General features: G+C 61.9%; 17 protein-coding genes and 1 tRNA gene. All 18 read left to right on the forward strand.

The annotated features are described in order from the left end of the window. The first annotated feature begins 154 nt into the window (after positions 1-154). The 18 genes from AC07N6_RS16690 to AC07N6_RS16775 all read left to right on the forward strand — a co-directional run bounded on the left by AC07N6_RS16690 (position 155) and on the right by AC07N6_RS16775 (position 16759). On the forward strand, positions 155-718 hold the full coding sequence (locus AC07N6_RS16690) for a winged helix DNA-binding protein (protein WP_494782696.1): 564 nt from the start codon (positions 155-157) through the stop codon (positions 716-718). A gap of 27 nt (positions 719-745) precedes the next feature. Beyond that, positions 746-1723, forward strand: coding sequence for an NAD(P)H-quinone oxidoreductase (locus tag AC07N6_RS16695; protein WP_494782695.1), 978 nt, complete (start codon positions 746-748; stop codon positions 1721-1723). Positions 1724-1805: 82 nt separating this feature from the next. Then, positions 1806-2555 (forward strand): triose-phosphate isomerase, encoded by a 750-nt coding sequence (tpiA, locus tag AC07N6_RS16700; RefSeq protein WP_494782694.1) that lies wholly within the window; start codon positions 1806-1808, stop codon positions 2553-2555. A gap of 80 nt (positions 2556-2635) precedes the next feature. Further along, the gene (gene secG / locus AC07N6_RS16705) at positions 2636-3016 is read left to right on the forward strand and encodes a preprotein translocase subunit SecG (RefSeq protein ID WP_494782693.1); all 381 of its coding nucleotides are present in this window, start codon (positions 2636-2638) and stop codon (positions 3014-3016) included. A 109-nt stretch (positions 3017-3125) separates the two neighbouring features. Beyond that, positions 3126-3210, forward strand: a tRNA-Leu gene (locus AC07N6_RS16710). A 120-nt stretch (positions 3211-3330) separates the two neighbouring features. After that, positions 3331-3690, forward strand: coding sequence for an NADH-quinone oxidoreductase subunit A (locus AC07N6_RS16715; RefSeq protein ID WP_494782692.1), 360 nt, complete (start codon positions 3331-3333; stop codon positions 3688-3690). 3 nt (positions 3691-3693) lie between these two features. Next, positions 3694-4170 carry a NuoB/complex I 20 kDa subunit family protein gene (locus tag AC07N6_RS16720; protein WP_006712940.1) on the forward strand — a complete coding sequence of 159 codons (477 nt, stop codon included), beginning with the start codon at positions 3694-3696 and terminating at the stop codon, positions 4168-4170. Positions 4171-4179: 9 nt separating this feature from the next. Continuing rightward, on the forward strand, positions 4180-4776 hold the full coding sequence (locus tag AC07N6_RS16725) for an NADH-quinone oxidoreductase subunit C (RefSeq protein WP_494782691.1): 597 nt from the start codon (positions 4180-4182) through the stop codon (positions 4774-4776). Beyond that, on the forward strand, positions 4776-6029 hold the full coding sequence (locus AC07N6_RS16730) for an NADH-quinone oxidoreductase subunit D (RefSeq protein WP_494782690.1): 1254 nt from the start codon (positions 4776-4778) through the stop codon (positions 6027-6029). Before AC07N6_RS16725 ends, AC07N6_RS16730 begins: the two co-directional genes overlap by 1 nt. 94 nt (positions 6030-6123) lie before the next feature. After that, the gene (nuoE, locus tag AC07N6_RS16735) at positions 6124-6615 is read left to right on the forward strand and encodes an NADH-quinone oxidoreductase subunit NuoE (protein ID WP_494782689.1); all 492 of its coding nucleotides are present in this window, start codon (positions 6124-6126) and stop codon (positions 6613-6615) included. Further along, complete coding sequence (nuoF, locus tag AC07N6_RS16740) at positions 6612-7907, forward strand: NADH-quinone oxidoreductase subunit NuoF (RefSeq protein ID WP_494782688.1); 1296 nt, start codon at positions 6612-6614, stop codon at positions 7905-7907. Before nuoE ends, nuoF begins: the two co-directional genes overlap by 4 nt. A gap of 76 nt (positions 7908-7983) precedes the next feature. Continuing rightward, the gene (nuoG, locus tag AC07N6_RS16745) at positions 7984-10311 is read left to right on the forward strand and encodes an NADH-quinone oxidoreductase subunit NuoG (RefSeq protein ID WP_494782687.1); all 2328 of its coding nucleotides are present in this window, start codon (positions 7984-7986) and stop codon (positions 10309-10311) included. Further along, a complete protein-coding gene (gene nuoH, locus AC07N6_RS16750) occupies positions 10311-11381 on the forward strand; it encodes an NADH-quinone oxidoreductase subunit NuoH (protein WP_494782686.1) in 1071 nt (356 codons plus the stop codon). The genes nuoG and nuoH overlap by 1 nt, the downstream gene beginning before the upstream one ends. Before the next feature lie 21 nt (positions 11382-11402). Next, on the forward strand, positions 11403-11891 hold the full coding sequence (gene nuoI / locus AC07N6_RS16755; protein WP_494782685.1) for an NADH-quinone oxidoreductase subunit NuoI: 489 nt from the start codon (positions 11403-11405) through the stop codon (positions 11889-11891). Between the two features lie 171 nt (positions 11892-12062). Beyond that, positions 12063-12719 (forward strand): NADH-quinone oxidoreductase subunit J, encoded by a 657-nt coding sequence (locus tag AC07N6_RS16760; protein WP_494782684.1) that lies wholly within the window; start codon positions 12063-12065, stop codon positions 12717-12719. A gap of 18 nt (positions 12720-12737) precedes the next feature. Next, positions 12738-13046, forward strand: coding sequence for an NADH-quinone oxidoreductase subunit NuoK (gene nuoK, locus AC07N6_RS16765; protein WP_050468348.1), 309 nt, complete (start codon positions 12738-12740; stop codon positions 13044-13046). A 105-nt stretch (positions 13047-13151) separates the two neighbouring features. After that, positions 13152-15248: an NADH-quinone oxidoreductase subunit L gene (nuoL, locus tag AC07N6_RS16770; protein WP_494782683.1), complete on the forward strand. Its 2097-nt coding sequence runs from the start codon at positions 13152-13154 to the stop codon at positions 15246-15248. 20 nt (positions 15249-15268) lie between these two features. After that, a complete protein-coding gene (locus AC07N6_RS16775; protein WP_494782682.1) occupies positions 15269-16759 on the forward strand; it encodes an NADH-quinone oxidoreductase subunit M in 1491 nt (496 codons plus the stop codon). Positions 16760-16821: the final 62 nt, after the last annotated feature.

A 16821-nucleotide genomic window follows, 5' to 3' on the forward strand; every position in this document is an offset into this window, starting at 1 on the left:
CTCGCCTCGCCTGTTTGTGTTGAGGGGTGCCAATATCCTGAATTTTTTTGTGGATATTACATTTCATACAAAATATAAACAATATGTCGATAAATTATTTATTTGTGCTTGCGATATAGTGTTGCCATTTCGATGCTCCGGTGGGACAACAGCCATGAATAACGAGACGCCAATACCCGGCCAGCTTGCTGCCGGGGAAACTTCCCCGTCGCCCAAGGCGACCAAGATCGTGTCTTCCCAGCACCTGGTTTCCGAGCGCAGCGCCGAACTGTCCGAGCTTGAGTATGCGCTGATCATGGCCAGCAATGCGTTCAACCGCTGGATGGTGCGCTGCATGGCCGCGGCCGGCGCCAAGGACATGACCGCCATCGAGGTTTCCCTGCTGCATCACGTCAACCACCGCGGGCGCAAGAAGAAACTGGCCGATATCTGTTTTGTGCTGAACGTCGAAGACACCCATGTGGTCACCTATGCATTGAAGAAACTGGTGAAGGCCGGTTATGTCAACAGCGAGAAAGCCGGCAAGGAGCTGCTGTTTTTCGCGACCCCGGCGGGGCAGGCGCTGTGCATGAAATACCGCGAGGTGCGCGAGCGTTGCCTGATCGAAGTGCAGGTCGAGAGCGGCATTCCCAACCAGGCCATCGGCGAGGCCGCGCAACTGCTGCGCAATGCCTCCGGCCTGTATGACACGGCGGCGCGCGCGGCGGCATCGCTGTGAGCCGATCCCTATAGAAAAGGATAGAACATGCGAGCGATAGAAATTAAGGAATATGGCGGCCCCGAGGTATTGCAACTGTGCGAGCGCCCGCTGCCGGCGCTCAAGCCGGGGGAAGTGCTGATCAAGGTGCATGCGGCCGGGGTCAACCGCCCGGATGTGTTCCAGCGTACGGGGAATTATCCGGTGCCGCCGGGCGCCTCGGACTTGCCGGGGCTGGAAGTGGCGGGCGAGATCGTCGAGGGCGACCTGGCCGGCAGCGGTTTCAAGAAGGGCGACCTGGTGTGCGCGCTGGTGCAGGGCGGCGGTTATGCCGAGTATTGCGCCGCGCCGCTGGCGCAGTGCCTGCCGGTGCCCCAAGGATTGAGTGCGCTGGAGGCGGCGGCCTTGCCGGAAAACTATTTCACCGTCTGGAGCAATGTGTTCGACCGCGGCGCCCTGGCGGCAGGCGAAACCTTGCTGGTGCAGGGCGGCTCTTCCGGCATCGGCGTGACCGCGATCCAGATCGCGAAGGCGCTCGGGCATCGCGTGTTCGCTACCGCCGGCAGCGCCGAGAAATGCCGCGCCTGCGAGGCGCTGGGCGCCGAGCGCGCGATCAATTACAAGACCGAGGATTTCGAGGCGGTGGTCAAGGAGGCGACCGGCGGCATGGGCGTCAACGTCATCCTGGATATGGTCGGCGGCGACTACCTGCCGCGCGAAATCAAGGCGCTGGCCGACGATGGCCGGCTGGTCTTCATCGCCCAGCTCGGCGGCAGCAAGGGGCAGCTGGACATGGGGCAGGTGATGCGCCGCCGCCTGACCATCACCGGGTCGACGCTGCGCCCGCGCCCGGTGAGCTTCAAGGCGGCCATTGCCGCCAGCCTGCGCGAGCGCGTCTGGCCGCTGATCGAGGCGGGCCGGATCAAGCCGGTCATCCATCACACCTTCCCGCTGGAACAGGCGGCGCAGGCGCACGTCATGATGGAAAGCAGCGCGCATATCGGCAAGATCATGCTGCAACTGTAAGATCGCGCGGTTTGACCGTCTTTACGCCAACCGGCTACAATACGAGGTTATCCAAATTGAATACCAATCTCGTCAGAACACTATGCGGCGCAAACTTGTAGCGGGTAACTGGAAAATGAACGGCAGCCTGGCTGCCAACGCGGCCCTGGTTGCCGGCATCAAGGATGGCCTGCCCGCGCAGGCATGCGACGTGGCCGTTTGCGTTCCCGCGCCGTACCTGGCGCAAGTGCAGGCGGCTGTTGCCGGTTCGGCGCTTGCCCTGGGCGCGCAGGATATTTCCGCGCATGCTGCGGGCGCCTATACCGGTGAAGTCTCGGCGGCCATGCTCAACGAGTTCGGTTGCCAATACGTGATCATCGGCCACTCCGAGCGCCGCGCCTATCATGGCGAGTCCGACGCCGCCGTGGCGGCCAAGACGGTTGCCGCGCTCAAGGCGGGCTTGGTGCCGGTGGTGTGCGTCGGCGAAACGCTGGCGCAGCGCGAGGCCGGCAAGACCAATGAAGTGGTGGGCGGCCAGCTGGATGTGGTGCTGGAAGCGCTGGATGTCGCAGATGTCGCGCGCATCGTGGTGGCTTACGAACCGGTGTGGGCAATCGGCACCGGCAAGACGGCCACGCCGGAGATGGCGCAGGATGTGCACGCCATGCTGCGCGCGCGCCTGGCGGTCAAGAGTGCCGAGGCTGCGGTCAAGGTCCGCATCCTGTACGGCGGCAGCATGAAGCCGGACAATGCGGTGCAATTGCTGGCGATGGCCGATATCGATGGCGGCCTGATCGGCGGCGCGGCATTGAAGGCAGTGGATTTTGTGGCAATCGTTCAGGCTGCGGCCTGAGCTGTAAAGGGTTTGTCAGCCGGAGGCGAGATACTTCCGGCTGCGGGCGAAATATCAAGAGTGAGAGTGGATAGGCTGAAATGAATACTTTGTCTTTGGTTGTGGTTGTGGTTCAAGTGCTGGCGGCGCTGGCGATCATCGGTCTGGTGCTGCTGCAGCATGGCAAGGGCGCGGACATGGGCGCGGCGTTCGGTTCCGGCGCCTCCGGCAGCCTGTTCGGTGCGACCGGTTCGTCGAACTTCCTGTCGAAGTCGACCGCCGTGGCGGCTGCGATCTTCTTCGTCGCGACGCTGGGTCTGGCCTTCATCGGCAACCATCATGTGTCGCAAAGCGGCGGCGTGATGGACAGCCTGCCGGTTCCGGCGGCAGCGCCTGCGGCGTCGCAAGCTGCGCCTGCGGCACCCGCGGCTGCGGCCGATGCATCCAAGCCGGCCGACCAGTCGAATCAGATTCCGAAATAAGCTTTTGCAGATTCTGAAACAATGGGCAAATAAGCATAGAAGAATCGCTGTTTTCAGCTGATTGTGCATTGAACAAGAGTAACAAATGCAGGTACAATAGCAGTCTCAGGCCGACGTGGTGAAATTGGTAGACACGCTATCTTGAGGGGGTAGTGGCGAAAGCTGTACGAGTTCGAGTCTCGTCGTCGGCACCATAGAAATGAATCAAAAGCCAGCAAAGGTCCACGTGCCTGAGCTGGCTTTTTGTCGAGGAAGTTTCTGATTGATATTGAGAATCATTCCCATCGATTAAAACCAACGTAAAACGGCCAATCGTGAACCTCGAAAATTACTTCCCAGTCCTTCTGTTTATCCTCGTCGGCATCGGTGTCGGTGTCGCTCCCCAGCTCTTGGGGCGTCTGCTTGGTCCTCACAAGCCTGACGTGCAAAAAACATCTCCTTACGAGTGCGGTTTCGAAGCGTTTGAAGACGCGCGCATGAAGTTCGACGTGCGCTATTACCTGATCGCCATCCTCTTCATCCTGTTCGATCTGGAAACTGCGTTTTTCTTCCCGTGGGGCGTGTCCGTGCGCGAGCTGGGCTGGGCTGGTTTCATCACGATGATGGTGTTCATCGCTGAATTTGTTGTCGGGTTTTGGTACATCTGGAAAAAGGGTGCCCTGGATTGGGAGTAAACCATGTCTATTGAAGGCGTATTGAATGAGGGGTTTGTTACCACCTCGCTGGATAAGGTAATCAACTGGACCCGTACCGGATCCCTGTGGCCCATGACCTTCGGTCTGGCCTGCTGCGCGGTTGAAATGATGCACGTCGGCGCTTCGCGTTACGACCTCGACCGCTTCGGTGCGGTGTTTCGTCCGTCGCCGCGCCAGTCCGACCTGATGATCGTGGCCGGCACGCTGTGCAACAAGATGGCGCCGGCGCTGCGCAAGGTCTATGACCAGATGCCGGAGCCGCGCTGGGTGATTTCGATGGGCTCGTGCGCCAACGGCGGCGGCTACTATCACTATTCCTATTCGGTGGTGCGCGGCTGCGACCGCATCGTTCCGGTCGACGTTTATGTGCCGGGCTGTCCGCCGACTGCTGAAGCGCTGCTGTATGGCGTGATCCAGCTGCAAAACAAGATCAAGCGCACCAACACCATCGCGCGCTAAGAGGGCAGTATGACAACAAAATTGGAAACTCTCGAAGCAGCTCTGCGCAATGCGCTTGGAGGGTATCTTCAGAACCTGACGGTGGCGCTCGGTGAAGTCACCGTGGTGGTCAAGGCCTCCGACTATCTTTCAGCCATGCGCGTCCTGCGCGATCACGCCGATACCCGTTTCGAACAGTTGCTCGACCTGTGCGGCGTCGATTATTCGACGTACGGCGACGGCGCCTGGGACGGCCCGCGCTTCGCGGCGGTGTCGCACCTGATGTCGATCTCGCACAACTGGCGCGTGCGCGTGCGCGTGTTCGCGCCGGACGACGACCTGCCCATCGTGGCCTCGGTGTCCGGCATCTGGAATTCGGCCGGCTGGTATGAGCGCGAGGCTTTCGACTTCTACGGCATCCTGTTCGAAGGGCATGACGACCTGCGCCGCATCCTGACCGACTACGGCTTCATCGGCCATCCGTTCCGCAAGGACTTCCCGGTGTCGGGCTATGTCGAAATGCGCTACGACGCCGAGCAGCGGCGCGTCATCTATCAACCCGTAACGATTGAGCCGCGCGAAATCACGCCGCGCATCATTCGTGAAGAAAACTACGGGATCAAATAATGGCTGAGATTAAAAACTACACGCTGAACTTCGGTCCGCAGCACCCGGCAGCGCACGGCGTGCTGCGCCTGGTGCTGGAGCTGGACGGCGAAGTCATCCAGCGCGCCGACCCGCACATCGGCCTGCTGCACCGCGCGACCGAAAAGCTGGCCGAGCAGAAGACCTACCTGCAGTCCGTGCCTTACATGGACCGCCTGGACTACGTCTCGATGATGTGCAACGAGCACGGCTATGTGATGGCCATCGAGCGCCTGCTGGGCCTGGAAGTGCCGATGCGCGCCCAGTACATCCGCGTGATGTTCGACGAGATCACCCGCCTGCTGAACCACCTGATGTGGATCGGCGCGCACGCGCTGGACGTGGGCGCGATGGGCGTGCTGCTGTACGCCTTCCGCGAGCGCGAAGACCTGATGGATTGCTACGAAGCCGTCTCCGGCGCGCGCATGCACGCGGCGTACTACCGTCCGGGCGGCGTCTATCGCGACCTGCCGGACACCATGCCGCAATACAAGGCATCGATCGTGCGCAATGACCGCGCCATCCGCGCCCTGAACGAAAACCGCCAGGGCTCGATGCTGGACTTCATCGAAGACTTCACCAACCGTTTCCCGACTTACGTCGACGAATACGAAACCCTGCTGACCGACAACCGCATCTGGAAGCAGCGTCTGGTCGGGGTCGGCGTGGTGTCGCCGGAACGCGCGCTGCAAATGGGCTTTTCCGGCCCGATGCTGCGCGGCTCGGGCGTCGAATGGGATTTGCGCAAGAAGCAGCCGTACGAAGTGTACGACCTGCTGGACTTCGATATCCCGGTCGGCAAGAACGGCGACTGCTACGACCGCTACCTGGTGCGCGTGGCGGAAATGCGCCAGTCGAACCGCATCATCAAGCAGTGCGTGGAATGGCTGCGCAACAACCCGGGCCCGGTGATCACCGACAACCACAAGGTTGCGCCTCCGAAGCGGACTGAAATGAAGTCCAACATGGAAGACCTGATCCACCACTTCAAGCTGTTTACCGAAGGCTTCCGCGTGCCGCCGGGCGAGGCCTATGCCGCCGTCGAGCATCCGAAGGGCGAGTTCGGCATCTACCTGGTGTCGGACGGCGCCAACAAGCCTTACCGCCTGAAGATTCGCGCGCCGGGCTTTGCCCACCTGCAGGCCCTGAACGAAATGGCCAAGGGCCACATGATTGCCGATGCCGTCACGATCATCGGTACGCAAGACATCGTGTTTGGTGAAATCGACCGCTGATGTCGAATTGATGTCGAATACAAGGCGGGCTTCCATAAAGAGCCCGTCCGGTTTGGGGAATATCCAATAAAACCGCGCAAAGTAATGCGCATGGATGGCCAACGCTATGCTGTTAAGTCAAGAAGCTCTCAAGAAAATCGATCGCGAACTCGCGAAGTATCCGGCGGACCAGCGTCAGTCCGCGGTCATGTCCGCGCTGCGCATCGCCCAGGTTGAACACGGCTGGCTGCCCGCCGAGCTGCAGCAGGAAATCGCCGATTACATCGGCATGCCTGCGGTCGCGGTGCAGGAAGTGGCCACCTTCTACAACATGTTCAATACCAGCCCGCTAGGCAAGCACAAGATCACCGTGTGCACCAACCTGCCGTGCCTGCTGTCGGGCGGCGAGCGCGCTGCGCACCACCTGAAGCACAAGCTGGGCGTGGATTACAAGGAAACGACCGCGGACGGCCAGTTCACCGTGATGGAAGGCGAGTGCATGGGCGCCTGTGGCGACGCGCCTGTCATGCTGGTCGACAACCACCGCATGTGCAGCTGGATGTCGGATGAAAAGATCGACGCGCTGCTGGAGGAACTGAAGAAATGACTTGCCTGCACGACCGCCACATCAAACCGCTGATCCTGGCCGACCTGGACGGCAAGAACTGGCACCTCGACGACTACGTCAAGCGCGGCGGCTATGCGTCGTTGAAGCGCATCATCAGCGAGAACATGCCGCCTGAGCAGGTCATCGCCGAGCTCAAGGCTTCCGGCCTGCGCGGCCGCGGCGGCGCGGGTTTCCCGACCGGCCTGAAGTGGAGCTTCATGCCGCGCCAGTTCCCGGGCCAGAAATACCTCGTCTGCAACACCGACGAAGGCGAGCCGGGCACCTTCAAGGACCGCGACATCATCCGCTACAACCCGCACGCGCTGATCGAAGGCATGATCATCGGCGGCTACGCGATGGGCATCACGGTCGGCTACAACTATATCCACGGCGAAATCTTCGATGCGTACCTGATCTTCGAAGAAGCGCTGGAAGAGGCGCGCGCCGCCGGTTTCCTGGGCGACAACATCCTGGGCACCAATTTCAGCTTCCAGCTGCATGCGCACCACGGTTACGGCGCCTACATCTGCGGCGAGGAAACCGCGCTGCTGGAGTCGCTGGAAGGCAAGAAGGGCCAGCCGCGCTTCAAGCCGCCGTTCCCGGCCAGCTTCGGCCTGTACGGCAAGCCGACCACCATCAACAATACCGAGACATTCGCCGCCGTTCCCTTCATTTTCAAGGTGGGCGCGCAGGCTTATGCCGAGATGGGCAAGCCGAACAACGGCGGCACCAAGATCTTCTCGATCTCGGGCGACGTCGAGCGTCCGGGCAACTACGAGATCCCGCTGGGCACGCCGTTCTCCACCTTGCTGGAACTGGCCGGCGGCATGCGCGGCGGCAAGAAGATCAAGGCGGTCATCCCCGGCGGTTCGTCCGCCCCGGTGATCCGCGGCGACGTGATGATGGAAACCACGATGGACTACGATGCCATCGCCAAGGCCGGCTCGATGCTGGGCTCGGGCGCGGTCATCGTGATGGACGAGACGCGCTGCATGGTCAAGTCGCTGCTGCGCCTGTCCTACTTCTACTACGAAGAGTCCTGCGGCCAGTGCACCCCGTGCCGCGAAGGCACCGGCTGGATGTACCGCATGGTGGAGCGCATCGAGAAGGGCCACGGCAAGCTGGAAGACCTGGACGTGCTCAATTCGGTGGCCGACAACATCCAGGGCCGCACCATCTGCGCGCTGGGTGACGCGGCGGCGATGCCGGTGCGCGCATTCATCAAGAATTTCCGCGAAGAGTTCGAATACCACATCGAGCACAAACACTGCCTGGTTCCGGCATACATCTGACGGGCAGGGGATGCCCGGCTGCGGAACAAGCCGCCGGGTGTCATTAGCAAAGAATATTTAGCTTGGGCAAACAGCCATGGTTGAAATCGAAATAGACGGCAAAAAAGTTGAAGTGCAAGAAGGCAGCATGGTCATGGATGCTGCCAACAAGCTTGGCACTTACATTCCTCACTTTTGCTATCACAAGAAACTGTCCATCGCGGCCAACTGCCGCATGTGCCTGGTCGAGGTCGAGAAGGCCCCGAAGCCGCTGCCTGCCTGCGCCACGCCGGTAACCGCCGGCATGATCGTGCGCAGCGCCAGCGAAAAGGCGGTCAAGGCCCAGAAGGGCGTGATGGAATTCCTGCTGATCAACCACCCGCTGGACTGCCCGATCTGCGATCAGGGCGGCGAGTGCCAGCTGCAGGATCTGGCGGTCGGCTATGGCGCTTCGACCTCGCGCTACGAAGAAGAAAAGCGCGTGGTGGAACCGAAGGACGTCGGCCCGCTGATTTCCATGAAGGAAATGAACCGCTGCATCCACTGCACCCGCTGCGTGCGCTTCGGCCAAGAAGTGGCCGGCGTGATGGAACTGGGCATGCTGGGCCGCGGCGAGCATTCCGAGATCACCACCTTCGTCGGCAAGACCGTCGACTCGGAACTGTCGGGCAACATGATCGACCTGTGCCCGGTCGGCGCGCTGACCTCCAAGCCGTTCCGCTACAGCGCCCGTACCTGGGAGCTGTCGCGCCGCAAGTCGGTGAGCCCGCACGACAGCGTCGGCGCCAACCTGATCGTCCAGGTCAAGGGCGGCAAGGTGATGCGCGTGCTGCCGTTCGAGAACGAAGAAGTCAACGAGTGCTGGATTTCCGACAAGGATCGCTTCGCCTATGAAGCGCTGGACAGCGAAGAGCGCCTGACCAAGCCGATGTTGAAGCAAGACGGCAAGTGGCAGGAAGTGGACTGGCAGACCGCGCTGGAATATGTCGCGCACGGCCTGCGCAACATCCGCCACGAACACGGCGCCGATTCCATCGCCGCGCTGGGCACCCCGTACTCCACGCTGGAAGAGCTGAGCCTGCTGCAGAAGCTGGTGCGCGGCATCGGTTCCGACAACGTCGACTTCCGCCTGCGCCAGTCCGACTTCGCGCTGGACGGCCAGATCAAGCCGTGGCTGGGCATGTCCATCGTCGAATTCTCCGAGCTGAACCGCGTGTTCGTGATCGGCTCCTTCCTGCGCAAGGATCATCCGCTGCTGTCTGCCCGCCTGCGCCAGTCGGCCAAGAGCGGCGCCAAGATCAATGTGCTGCATGCCACTGACGACGACCTGCTGATGCCGGTCGCCAACAAGATCGTGGCAGCGCCGTCCGCATGGCTGGCCGCGCTGGGTGAAGTCGCCGTGGCGGTGGCCGAGGCCAAGGGTGTCGCCGCTCCCGCCGCCTTCGCCGGCGCCAAGCCTTCCGACGCAGCCAAGGCAACTGCCGCCAGCCTGCTGTCGGGCGAGTCCAAGGGCGTGTTCCTGGGCAACGCCGCCGTCCAGCATCCGCAAGCGTCGCAACTGCATGCCGCCGCGCAATGGATCGCCGAACAGACCGGCGCCAAGCTGGGTTACCTGACCGAAGGCGGCAACGCCGTCGGCGGTTACCTGGCCAACGCCGTGCCGGCCGCAGGCAAGGGCGCCAACGCGCTGTCCGTGTTCGCACAGCCGCGCAAGGCTTACCTGCTCCTCAACGCCGAGCCGGAACTGGACAGCTACGACCCGCAAGCCGCGCGCGCCGCGCTGAACCAGGCTGAAATGGTCGTGGCGATGTCGGCTTACAAGCATGGCGCCGATTACGCCGACGTGCTGCTGCCGATCGCGCCGTTCACCGAAACCGCCGGCACCTTCGTCAATGCCGAAGGCCGTGCGCAAAGCTTCAACGGCACCGTCAAGCCGGCCGGCGATGCGCGTCCGGGCTGGAAGGTCCTGCGCGTGCTGGGCAACCTGCTGGAACTGGAAAACTTCGAGTACGACACCGCCGAAGCCATCCGCGACGAGTTGCTGGGCAAGGAAACCGACCTCTCGGCGCGCCTGAACAATATCGCTTCGCTGCAGTTGCAAGCCGCTGCCGCCGCTGCCGGTGCGCTGGAACGCGTGGCCGATGTGCCGATCTACTTCGCCGATGCGATCGCCCGCCGTTCGCAGCCGCTGCTGGAGACCACCGACGGCCAGGCGCCCAAGGCATGGCTGTCGGCCGCGCTGGCCGCCAAGCTGGGCATCGCCGCCGGCGACCGTGTCAACGTAAAACAAGGCCAGGGCAGCGCCGTGCTGACCGCGGCCGTCGATAAGAAACTGCCGGAAAACGTGGTGCGCGTCGCAGCGAGCCATGCCTTGACCTCTGCCTTGGGCGGCATGTTCGGCGCAATCGTCGTGGAGAAAGCGTAATGGATCACCTGATCGCCCAAATCAATACCGCCGGTCCGGCCTTGCTGGGGCCGTACCTGTTCACCTTCGTGTGGACGCTGGTCAAGATCCTGGTGGTGATGGTGCCCCTGCTGATCTGCGTGGCCTACATGACCTACTGGGAGCGCAAGCTGATCGGCTGGATGCACGTGCGCCTGGGCCCCAACCGCGTGGGTCCGGCCGGCCTGCTGCAGCCGATCGCCGACGCCGTCAAGCTGATCTTCAAGGAAATCTCGACCCCGGCCAAGGCCAACAAGGTGCTGTTCTACCTGGCCCCGGTGATGACCATCATGCCGGCGCTGGCCGCCTGGGCGGTGGTGCCGTTCTCGCCCGAGCATGTGCTGGCCAACGTCAACGCCGGCCTGCTGTACCTGATGGCGATCACCTCGATGGAAGTCTACGGCGTCATCATCGCCGGCTGGGCCTCCAACTCGAAGTACGCTTTCCTGGGCGCCATGCGCGCCTCGGCGCAGATGGTGTCCTATGAAATCTGCATGGGCTTCTGCCTGGTGGTGGTGCTGATGGTGTCGGGCAGCCTGAACATGACCGAGATCGTGCTGGGCCAGACCCGCGGCCACTTCGCCGACATGGGCCTGAACTTCCTGTCGTGGAACTGGTTGCCGCTGCTGCCGATCTTCGTGATCTACCTGGTGTCGGGCATCGCCGAAACCAACCGCCACCCGTTCGACGTGGTCGAAGGCGAATCCGAAATCGTGGCCGGCCACATGATCGAATACTCGGGCATGTCGTTCGCGATGTTCTTCCTGGCCGAATACGCCAGCATGATCCTGATCTCGATCCTGACCGCCTTGCTGTTCTTCGGCGGCTGGTCGTCGCCGATCTCCGCGCTGGACTTCATCCCGGGCTGGATCTGGCTGGGCATCAAGACATTCTTCTTCCTCTCGGTGTACGTCTGGGTGCGCGCTTCGTTCCCGCGCTACCGCTATGACCAGATCATGCGCCTGGGCTGGAAGGTATTCATTCCGCTGACGCTGGTCTGGCTGGTCGTGGTGGCCATCTGGATGCAGACACCGTGGAATATCTGGAAATAAGATTGAAGGCTGAGGCTAAAAATGGAAGCGATTAAGGATTTTTTCGGCAGCCTGATGCTTCGGGAGCTGCTCAAGGGCCTGGCCCTGACCGGGCGCTACCTGTTCAAGCGCAAGATCACGGTGCAGTTCCCTGAGGAAAAGACGCCGCAGTCGCCGCGTTTTCGCGGCTTGCACGCGTTGCGCCGCTATCCGAACGGCGAAGAACGCTGCATCGCCTGCAAGCTGTGCGAAGCGGTGTGCCCGGCGATGGCCATCACCATCGAGTCGGAGCAGCGCGCCGACGGTTCGCGCCGCACCACCCGTTACGATATCGACCTGACCAAGTGCATCTTCTGCGGTTTCTGCGAAGAGTCCTGCCCGGTCGATTCGATCGTCGAGACGCACATCCTGGAATACCACGGCGAAAAGCGGGGCGACCTGTACTACACCAAGGAAATGCTGCTGGCGGTGGGCGACCGTTACGAAAACGAAATCGCCGCAGCCCGCACCGCGGACGCGGCGTATCGCTGATCCGCATCCCCGTCGCCGGCGTTGGCCGGACAGCGGGGAAGGGTGGCAAAGGCCTCCGGAAACGGGCGCCGATGCGGCAAGAATCGAATGCGTGCATGGGTAATAGATGTATTGCGATGGAATCCGGCCCCGCCGTGGTCCCGTGCTGACTGAACCAACTTCTGGTTGATTATGGAATTTAAAACTGTCTTGTTCTACGTGTTCTCGGTGATCCTCGTGATCGCCGCGGTGCGCGTCATCACGGCCCGCAATCCGGTGCATGCGGCCTTGTTCCTGGTGCTGTCGTTCTTCTCGGCAGCCGGCATCTGGATGCTGCTCAAGGCCGAATTCCTGGCCATCGTGCTGGTGCTGGTCTACGTCGGGGCGGTGATGGTGCTGTTCCTGTTCGTGGTGATGATGCTGGACATCAACCTGGACAAGATGCGAGAGGGCTTCTGGGGCTATTTCCCGCTGGCCGCCACCATCGGCGTGATCATCGTGCTGGAAATGGCCGCCGTGCTGCTGCGCAGCTTCTGGACTTCCGATTCGCAGGTGCCGGCCATCTCCGACACCATCGGCCAGACCAAGCCGCTGGGCATCCTGATCTACACCGAATACGTCTACGCGTTTGAAATCGCGGCCGTGATCCTGCTGGTGGCCATCGTCGCCGCCGTCGCCCTGACCCTGCGCAAGCGCAAGGACACCAAGTACTTCGACCCGGCCAAGGCCGTCAAGGTCAAGGCCTCGGACCGCGTGCGCCTGGTCAGCATGAAGTCGGAATCGACCCGCAACAACGGCACCGAAGCCGGCGCCGGCGACGGTACCCCGACTCCCGGACAACCATCTTAAAAAGGGCGAGAAGACAACATGGCAATTACGCTCTCTCACTACCTGATCCTCGGCGCGATCCTGTTCGCGACCTCGATCGTCGGTATTTTCCTGAACCGCAAGAACATCATCGTGCTGCTGATGGCCATCGAACTGATGCTGCTCGCGGTCAACATGAACTTCATTGCTTTCTCGCATTACCTCGGTGATGCGGCCGGACAGGTTTTCGTGTTCTTCATCCTGACCGTGGCGGCGGCCGAGTCCGCGATCGGTCTGGCGATTCTGGTGGTGCTGTTCCGTAACCTGGATACCATCAACGTCGAAGATCTGGACAGCCTCAAGGGCTGACGGATCGGGTGTGGGTCGCAGTCCGAGGCTCGATTTAAATTTCATTTAAAGATGGGAGGCCCCGCGGCAACAGAGCGGGGCAGCCAATAAGCGATAAGGTTCATCATGGCGGGGCAACTTAACCCACATCTTCTTCTTGCCGTACCCCTGGCGCCGTTGGCGGGTTCCGCCATCGCGGGCTTCATGGGTACCAAATTCTTCGGCAATGTGGTCGGCCGCAAGGTGTCGCATAGCGCGACCATCCTGGGCGTGCTGATCGCGGCCATCATCTCGTTCCAGACGCTGCTGGCGGTGCTGGACGGCGCCACCTACAACGGTACGCTGTATACCTGGATGACGGTGGCCGGCCTGAAGCTGGAAGTCGGTTTCATGGTCGACAGCCTGACCGCCATGATGATGTGCGTGGTGACCTTCGTCTCGCTGATGGTCCACATCTACACCATCGGCTACATGAAGGATGACGACGGCTACAACCGCTTCTTCTCCTACATCTCCCTGTTCACCTTCTCGATGCTCATGCTGGTCATGAGCAACAACTTCCTGCAGCTGTTCTTCGGCTGGGAAGCGGTGGGCCTGGTGTCCTACCTGCTGATCGGTTTCTGGTACACCCGCCCGACCGCGATCAAGGCCAACATGAAGGCCTTCCTGGTCAACCGCGTCGGCGACTTCGGCTTCATCCTGGGCATCGGCCTGCTGCTGGCCTACGCCGGCTCGATGAACTACAACGAAGTGTTCGACAAGCGCGCCGAGCTGGCCCAACTGACCCTGCCGGGCACCGACTGGATGCTGCTGACGGTGGCATGTATCTGCCTGTTCGTCGGCGCCATGGGCAAGTCGGCCCAGTTCCCGCTGCACGTCTGGCTGCCTGACTCGATGGAAGGCCCGACCCCGATCTCGGCGCTGATCCACGCCGCGACCATGGTGACCGCCGGCATCTTCATGGTGACCCGCATGTCGCCGCTGTTCGAACTGTCCGACACCGCGCTGTCGGTGATCCTGGTGGTCGGCGCCATTACCGCGCTGTTCATGGGTTTCCTTGGCACCATGCAAAACGACATCAAGCGCGTGGTCGCGTACTCGACGCTGTCGCAGCTGGGTTACATGACCGTCGCGCTGGGCGCCTCGGCCTACTCGGTGGCGGTGTTCCACCTGATGACCCACGCCTTCTTCAAGGCGCTGCTGTTCCTCGGCGCCGGCTCGGTCATCATCGGCATGCACCACGACCAGGACATGCGCAACATGGGCGGCCTGCGCAAGTACATGCCGATTACCTGGATCACCTCGCTCTTGGGTTCGCTGGCGCTGATCGGCACGCCGTTCTTCTCCGGTTTCTACTCCAAGGATTCGATCATCGAAGCCGCCGCCGAGTCGCACCTGGCAGGCTCCGGTTTCGCCTACTTCGCCGTGCTGGCCAGCGTGTTCGTGACCGCTTTCTACTCGTTCCGCATGTACTTCATGGTGTTCCATGGCGAGGAGCGTTTCGGCAAGGCGCATGACCACGGCCATGACGACCACCATGCGCCGGTTGTTGCCCACGCGGCCCACGCGGCGCACGACGACCATGGCCATGACGACCACAGCCACGACGAGCATCACCACGGCCTGGCCCCGGGCCAGAAGCCGCACGAGTCGCCGCTGGTGGTGACCCTGCCGCTGATCCTGCTGGCCATCCCCTCGGTCATCGTCGGCTTCTTCGCGATCTCGCCGATGCTGTATGGCGACTTCTTCAAGGGCGTGATCTTCTTCGGCGAAAACCACAAGGTCATGGAAGAACTGGCGCATGAGTTCCACGGCCCGGTCGCCATGGTGACCCATGCCTTCACCAGCGCGCCGCTGTGGCTGGCGATCGCCGGCGTGGCCGTGGCCTACTACTGCTACATGATCAACCCGCGCGTGCCGGCCTGGTTCAAGCAAAAGTTCAGCCTGGTCTACACGATCCTGGACAACAAGTACTACATGGACAAGTTCAACGACGTCGTCTTCGCCGGCGGCGCGCGCCTGCTGGGCAGCGGCCTGTCGACCGTGGGCGACCGCGGCATCATCGACGGCCTGTTCGTCAACGGCAGCGCCAAGGTGGTCGGCTGGTTCTCGAAATTCACGCGTCTCTGGCAGTCCGGCTACATCTATCACTATGCGTTCGTGATGATCATCGGCGTGCTGGGCTTCCTGGTGTGGTTCATGCCGTTCCCGTTTGGCAAATAAGCTGTAAGAAGATAACAACCATGATGCAGTCAACTTTTCCCATCCTGAGCCTTGCGATCTGGGTACCGATCGCATTCGGCATCCTCGTTCTGGCCGTCGGCCGCGACAGTAATCCGGGCCTGGCCCGCTGGCTGGCGCTGTTCGGCTCGCTGGTCGGACTGGTCGTTACTTTCCCCCTGATCCGGCATTTCGACGCGGCCGCGCACGGTTACCAGTTCGTCGAGAAGACGCCCTGGATCGATCGCTTCAACATCTCCTACTTCCTCGGCCTGGACGGCATCTCGCTGTGGTTCGTGCCGCTGACCGCCTTCATCACGGTGATCGTGGTGCTGGCCGGCTGGAAGGTGATCGAAAAGCGCGTCGGCCAGTACATGGGCGCCTTCCTGATCCTCTCGGGCGTCATGATCGGCGTGTTCTCGTCGCTGGACGCGATGCTGTTCTACGTCTTCTTCGAAGCGACCCTGATCCCGATGTTCATCATCGTCGGCGTGTGGGGCGGCGACAACCGCGTGTACGCGGCCTTCAAGCTGTTCCTGTACACGCTGCTGGGCTCGCTCTTGATGCTGGTCGCGCTGATCTACCTGTACTTCGTCTCGGGCGGCAGCTTCGACATCCCGACCTGGCACCAGCTGCCGCTGTCGATGCTGGAGCAGAAGATCCTGTTCTTCGCCTTCCTGGCCGCCTTCGCGGTGAAGGTGCCGATGTGGCCGGTGCACACCTGGCTGCCGGATGCCCACGTGCAGGCGCCGACCGGCGGCTCCATCGTGCTGGCCGCGATCATGCTGAAGCTGGGCGCCTACGGTTTCCTGCGTTTCTCGCTGCCGATCCTGCCTGACGCCAGCCATGCGCTGTCGGGCTTCATGATCTTCCTGTCGCTGGTGGCCGTGATCTACATCGGCCTGGTGGCGCTGGTGCAGCAGGACATGAAGAAACTGGTCGCGTACTCGTCGATCGCCCACATGGGCTTCGTCACCCTGGGCTTCTTCATGTTCAACGACATGGCGGTGCAGGGCGGCATCGTGCAGATGATCTCGCACGGCTTCGTCTCCGGCGCGATGTTCATGTGCATCGGCGTGCTGTACGACCAGATGCATACCCGCGAGATCGCCCAGTACGGCGGCGTGGTCAACAAGATGCCGCGCTTCGCCTTCTTCTTCATCCTGTTCTCGCTGGCCAACTGCGGCCTGCCGGCCACTTCCGGTTTCGTCGGCGAGTTCATGGTGATCCTGGGCGCCGTCAAGTTCAACTTCTGGATCGGCTTGCTGGCGGCCACCGCCCTGATCCTGGGCGCGGCCTACTCGCTGTGGCTGGCCAAGCGCGTGATCTTCGGCGCCGTCGCCAACCACCATGTGGAAGCGCTGGTCGACCTCAATTCGCGCGAATTCCTGATCCTCGGCCTGCTGGCGATCGCCACCATGGTCATGGGCCTGTATCCGGCGATCATCACCGACAGCATCCAGACCTCGGTGACCGACCTGTTGCAGCACGTTGCGGTATCCAAGATCAATTGATCTTGACGGTTGGAAGGTGGGGCGCCGATACGGGCCCTGCCGGTTGAGTAGGTAACAGACAA

The organism is Herbaspirillum sp. GW821-FHT09A12 (assembly GCF_059418325.1).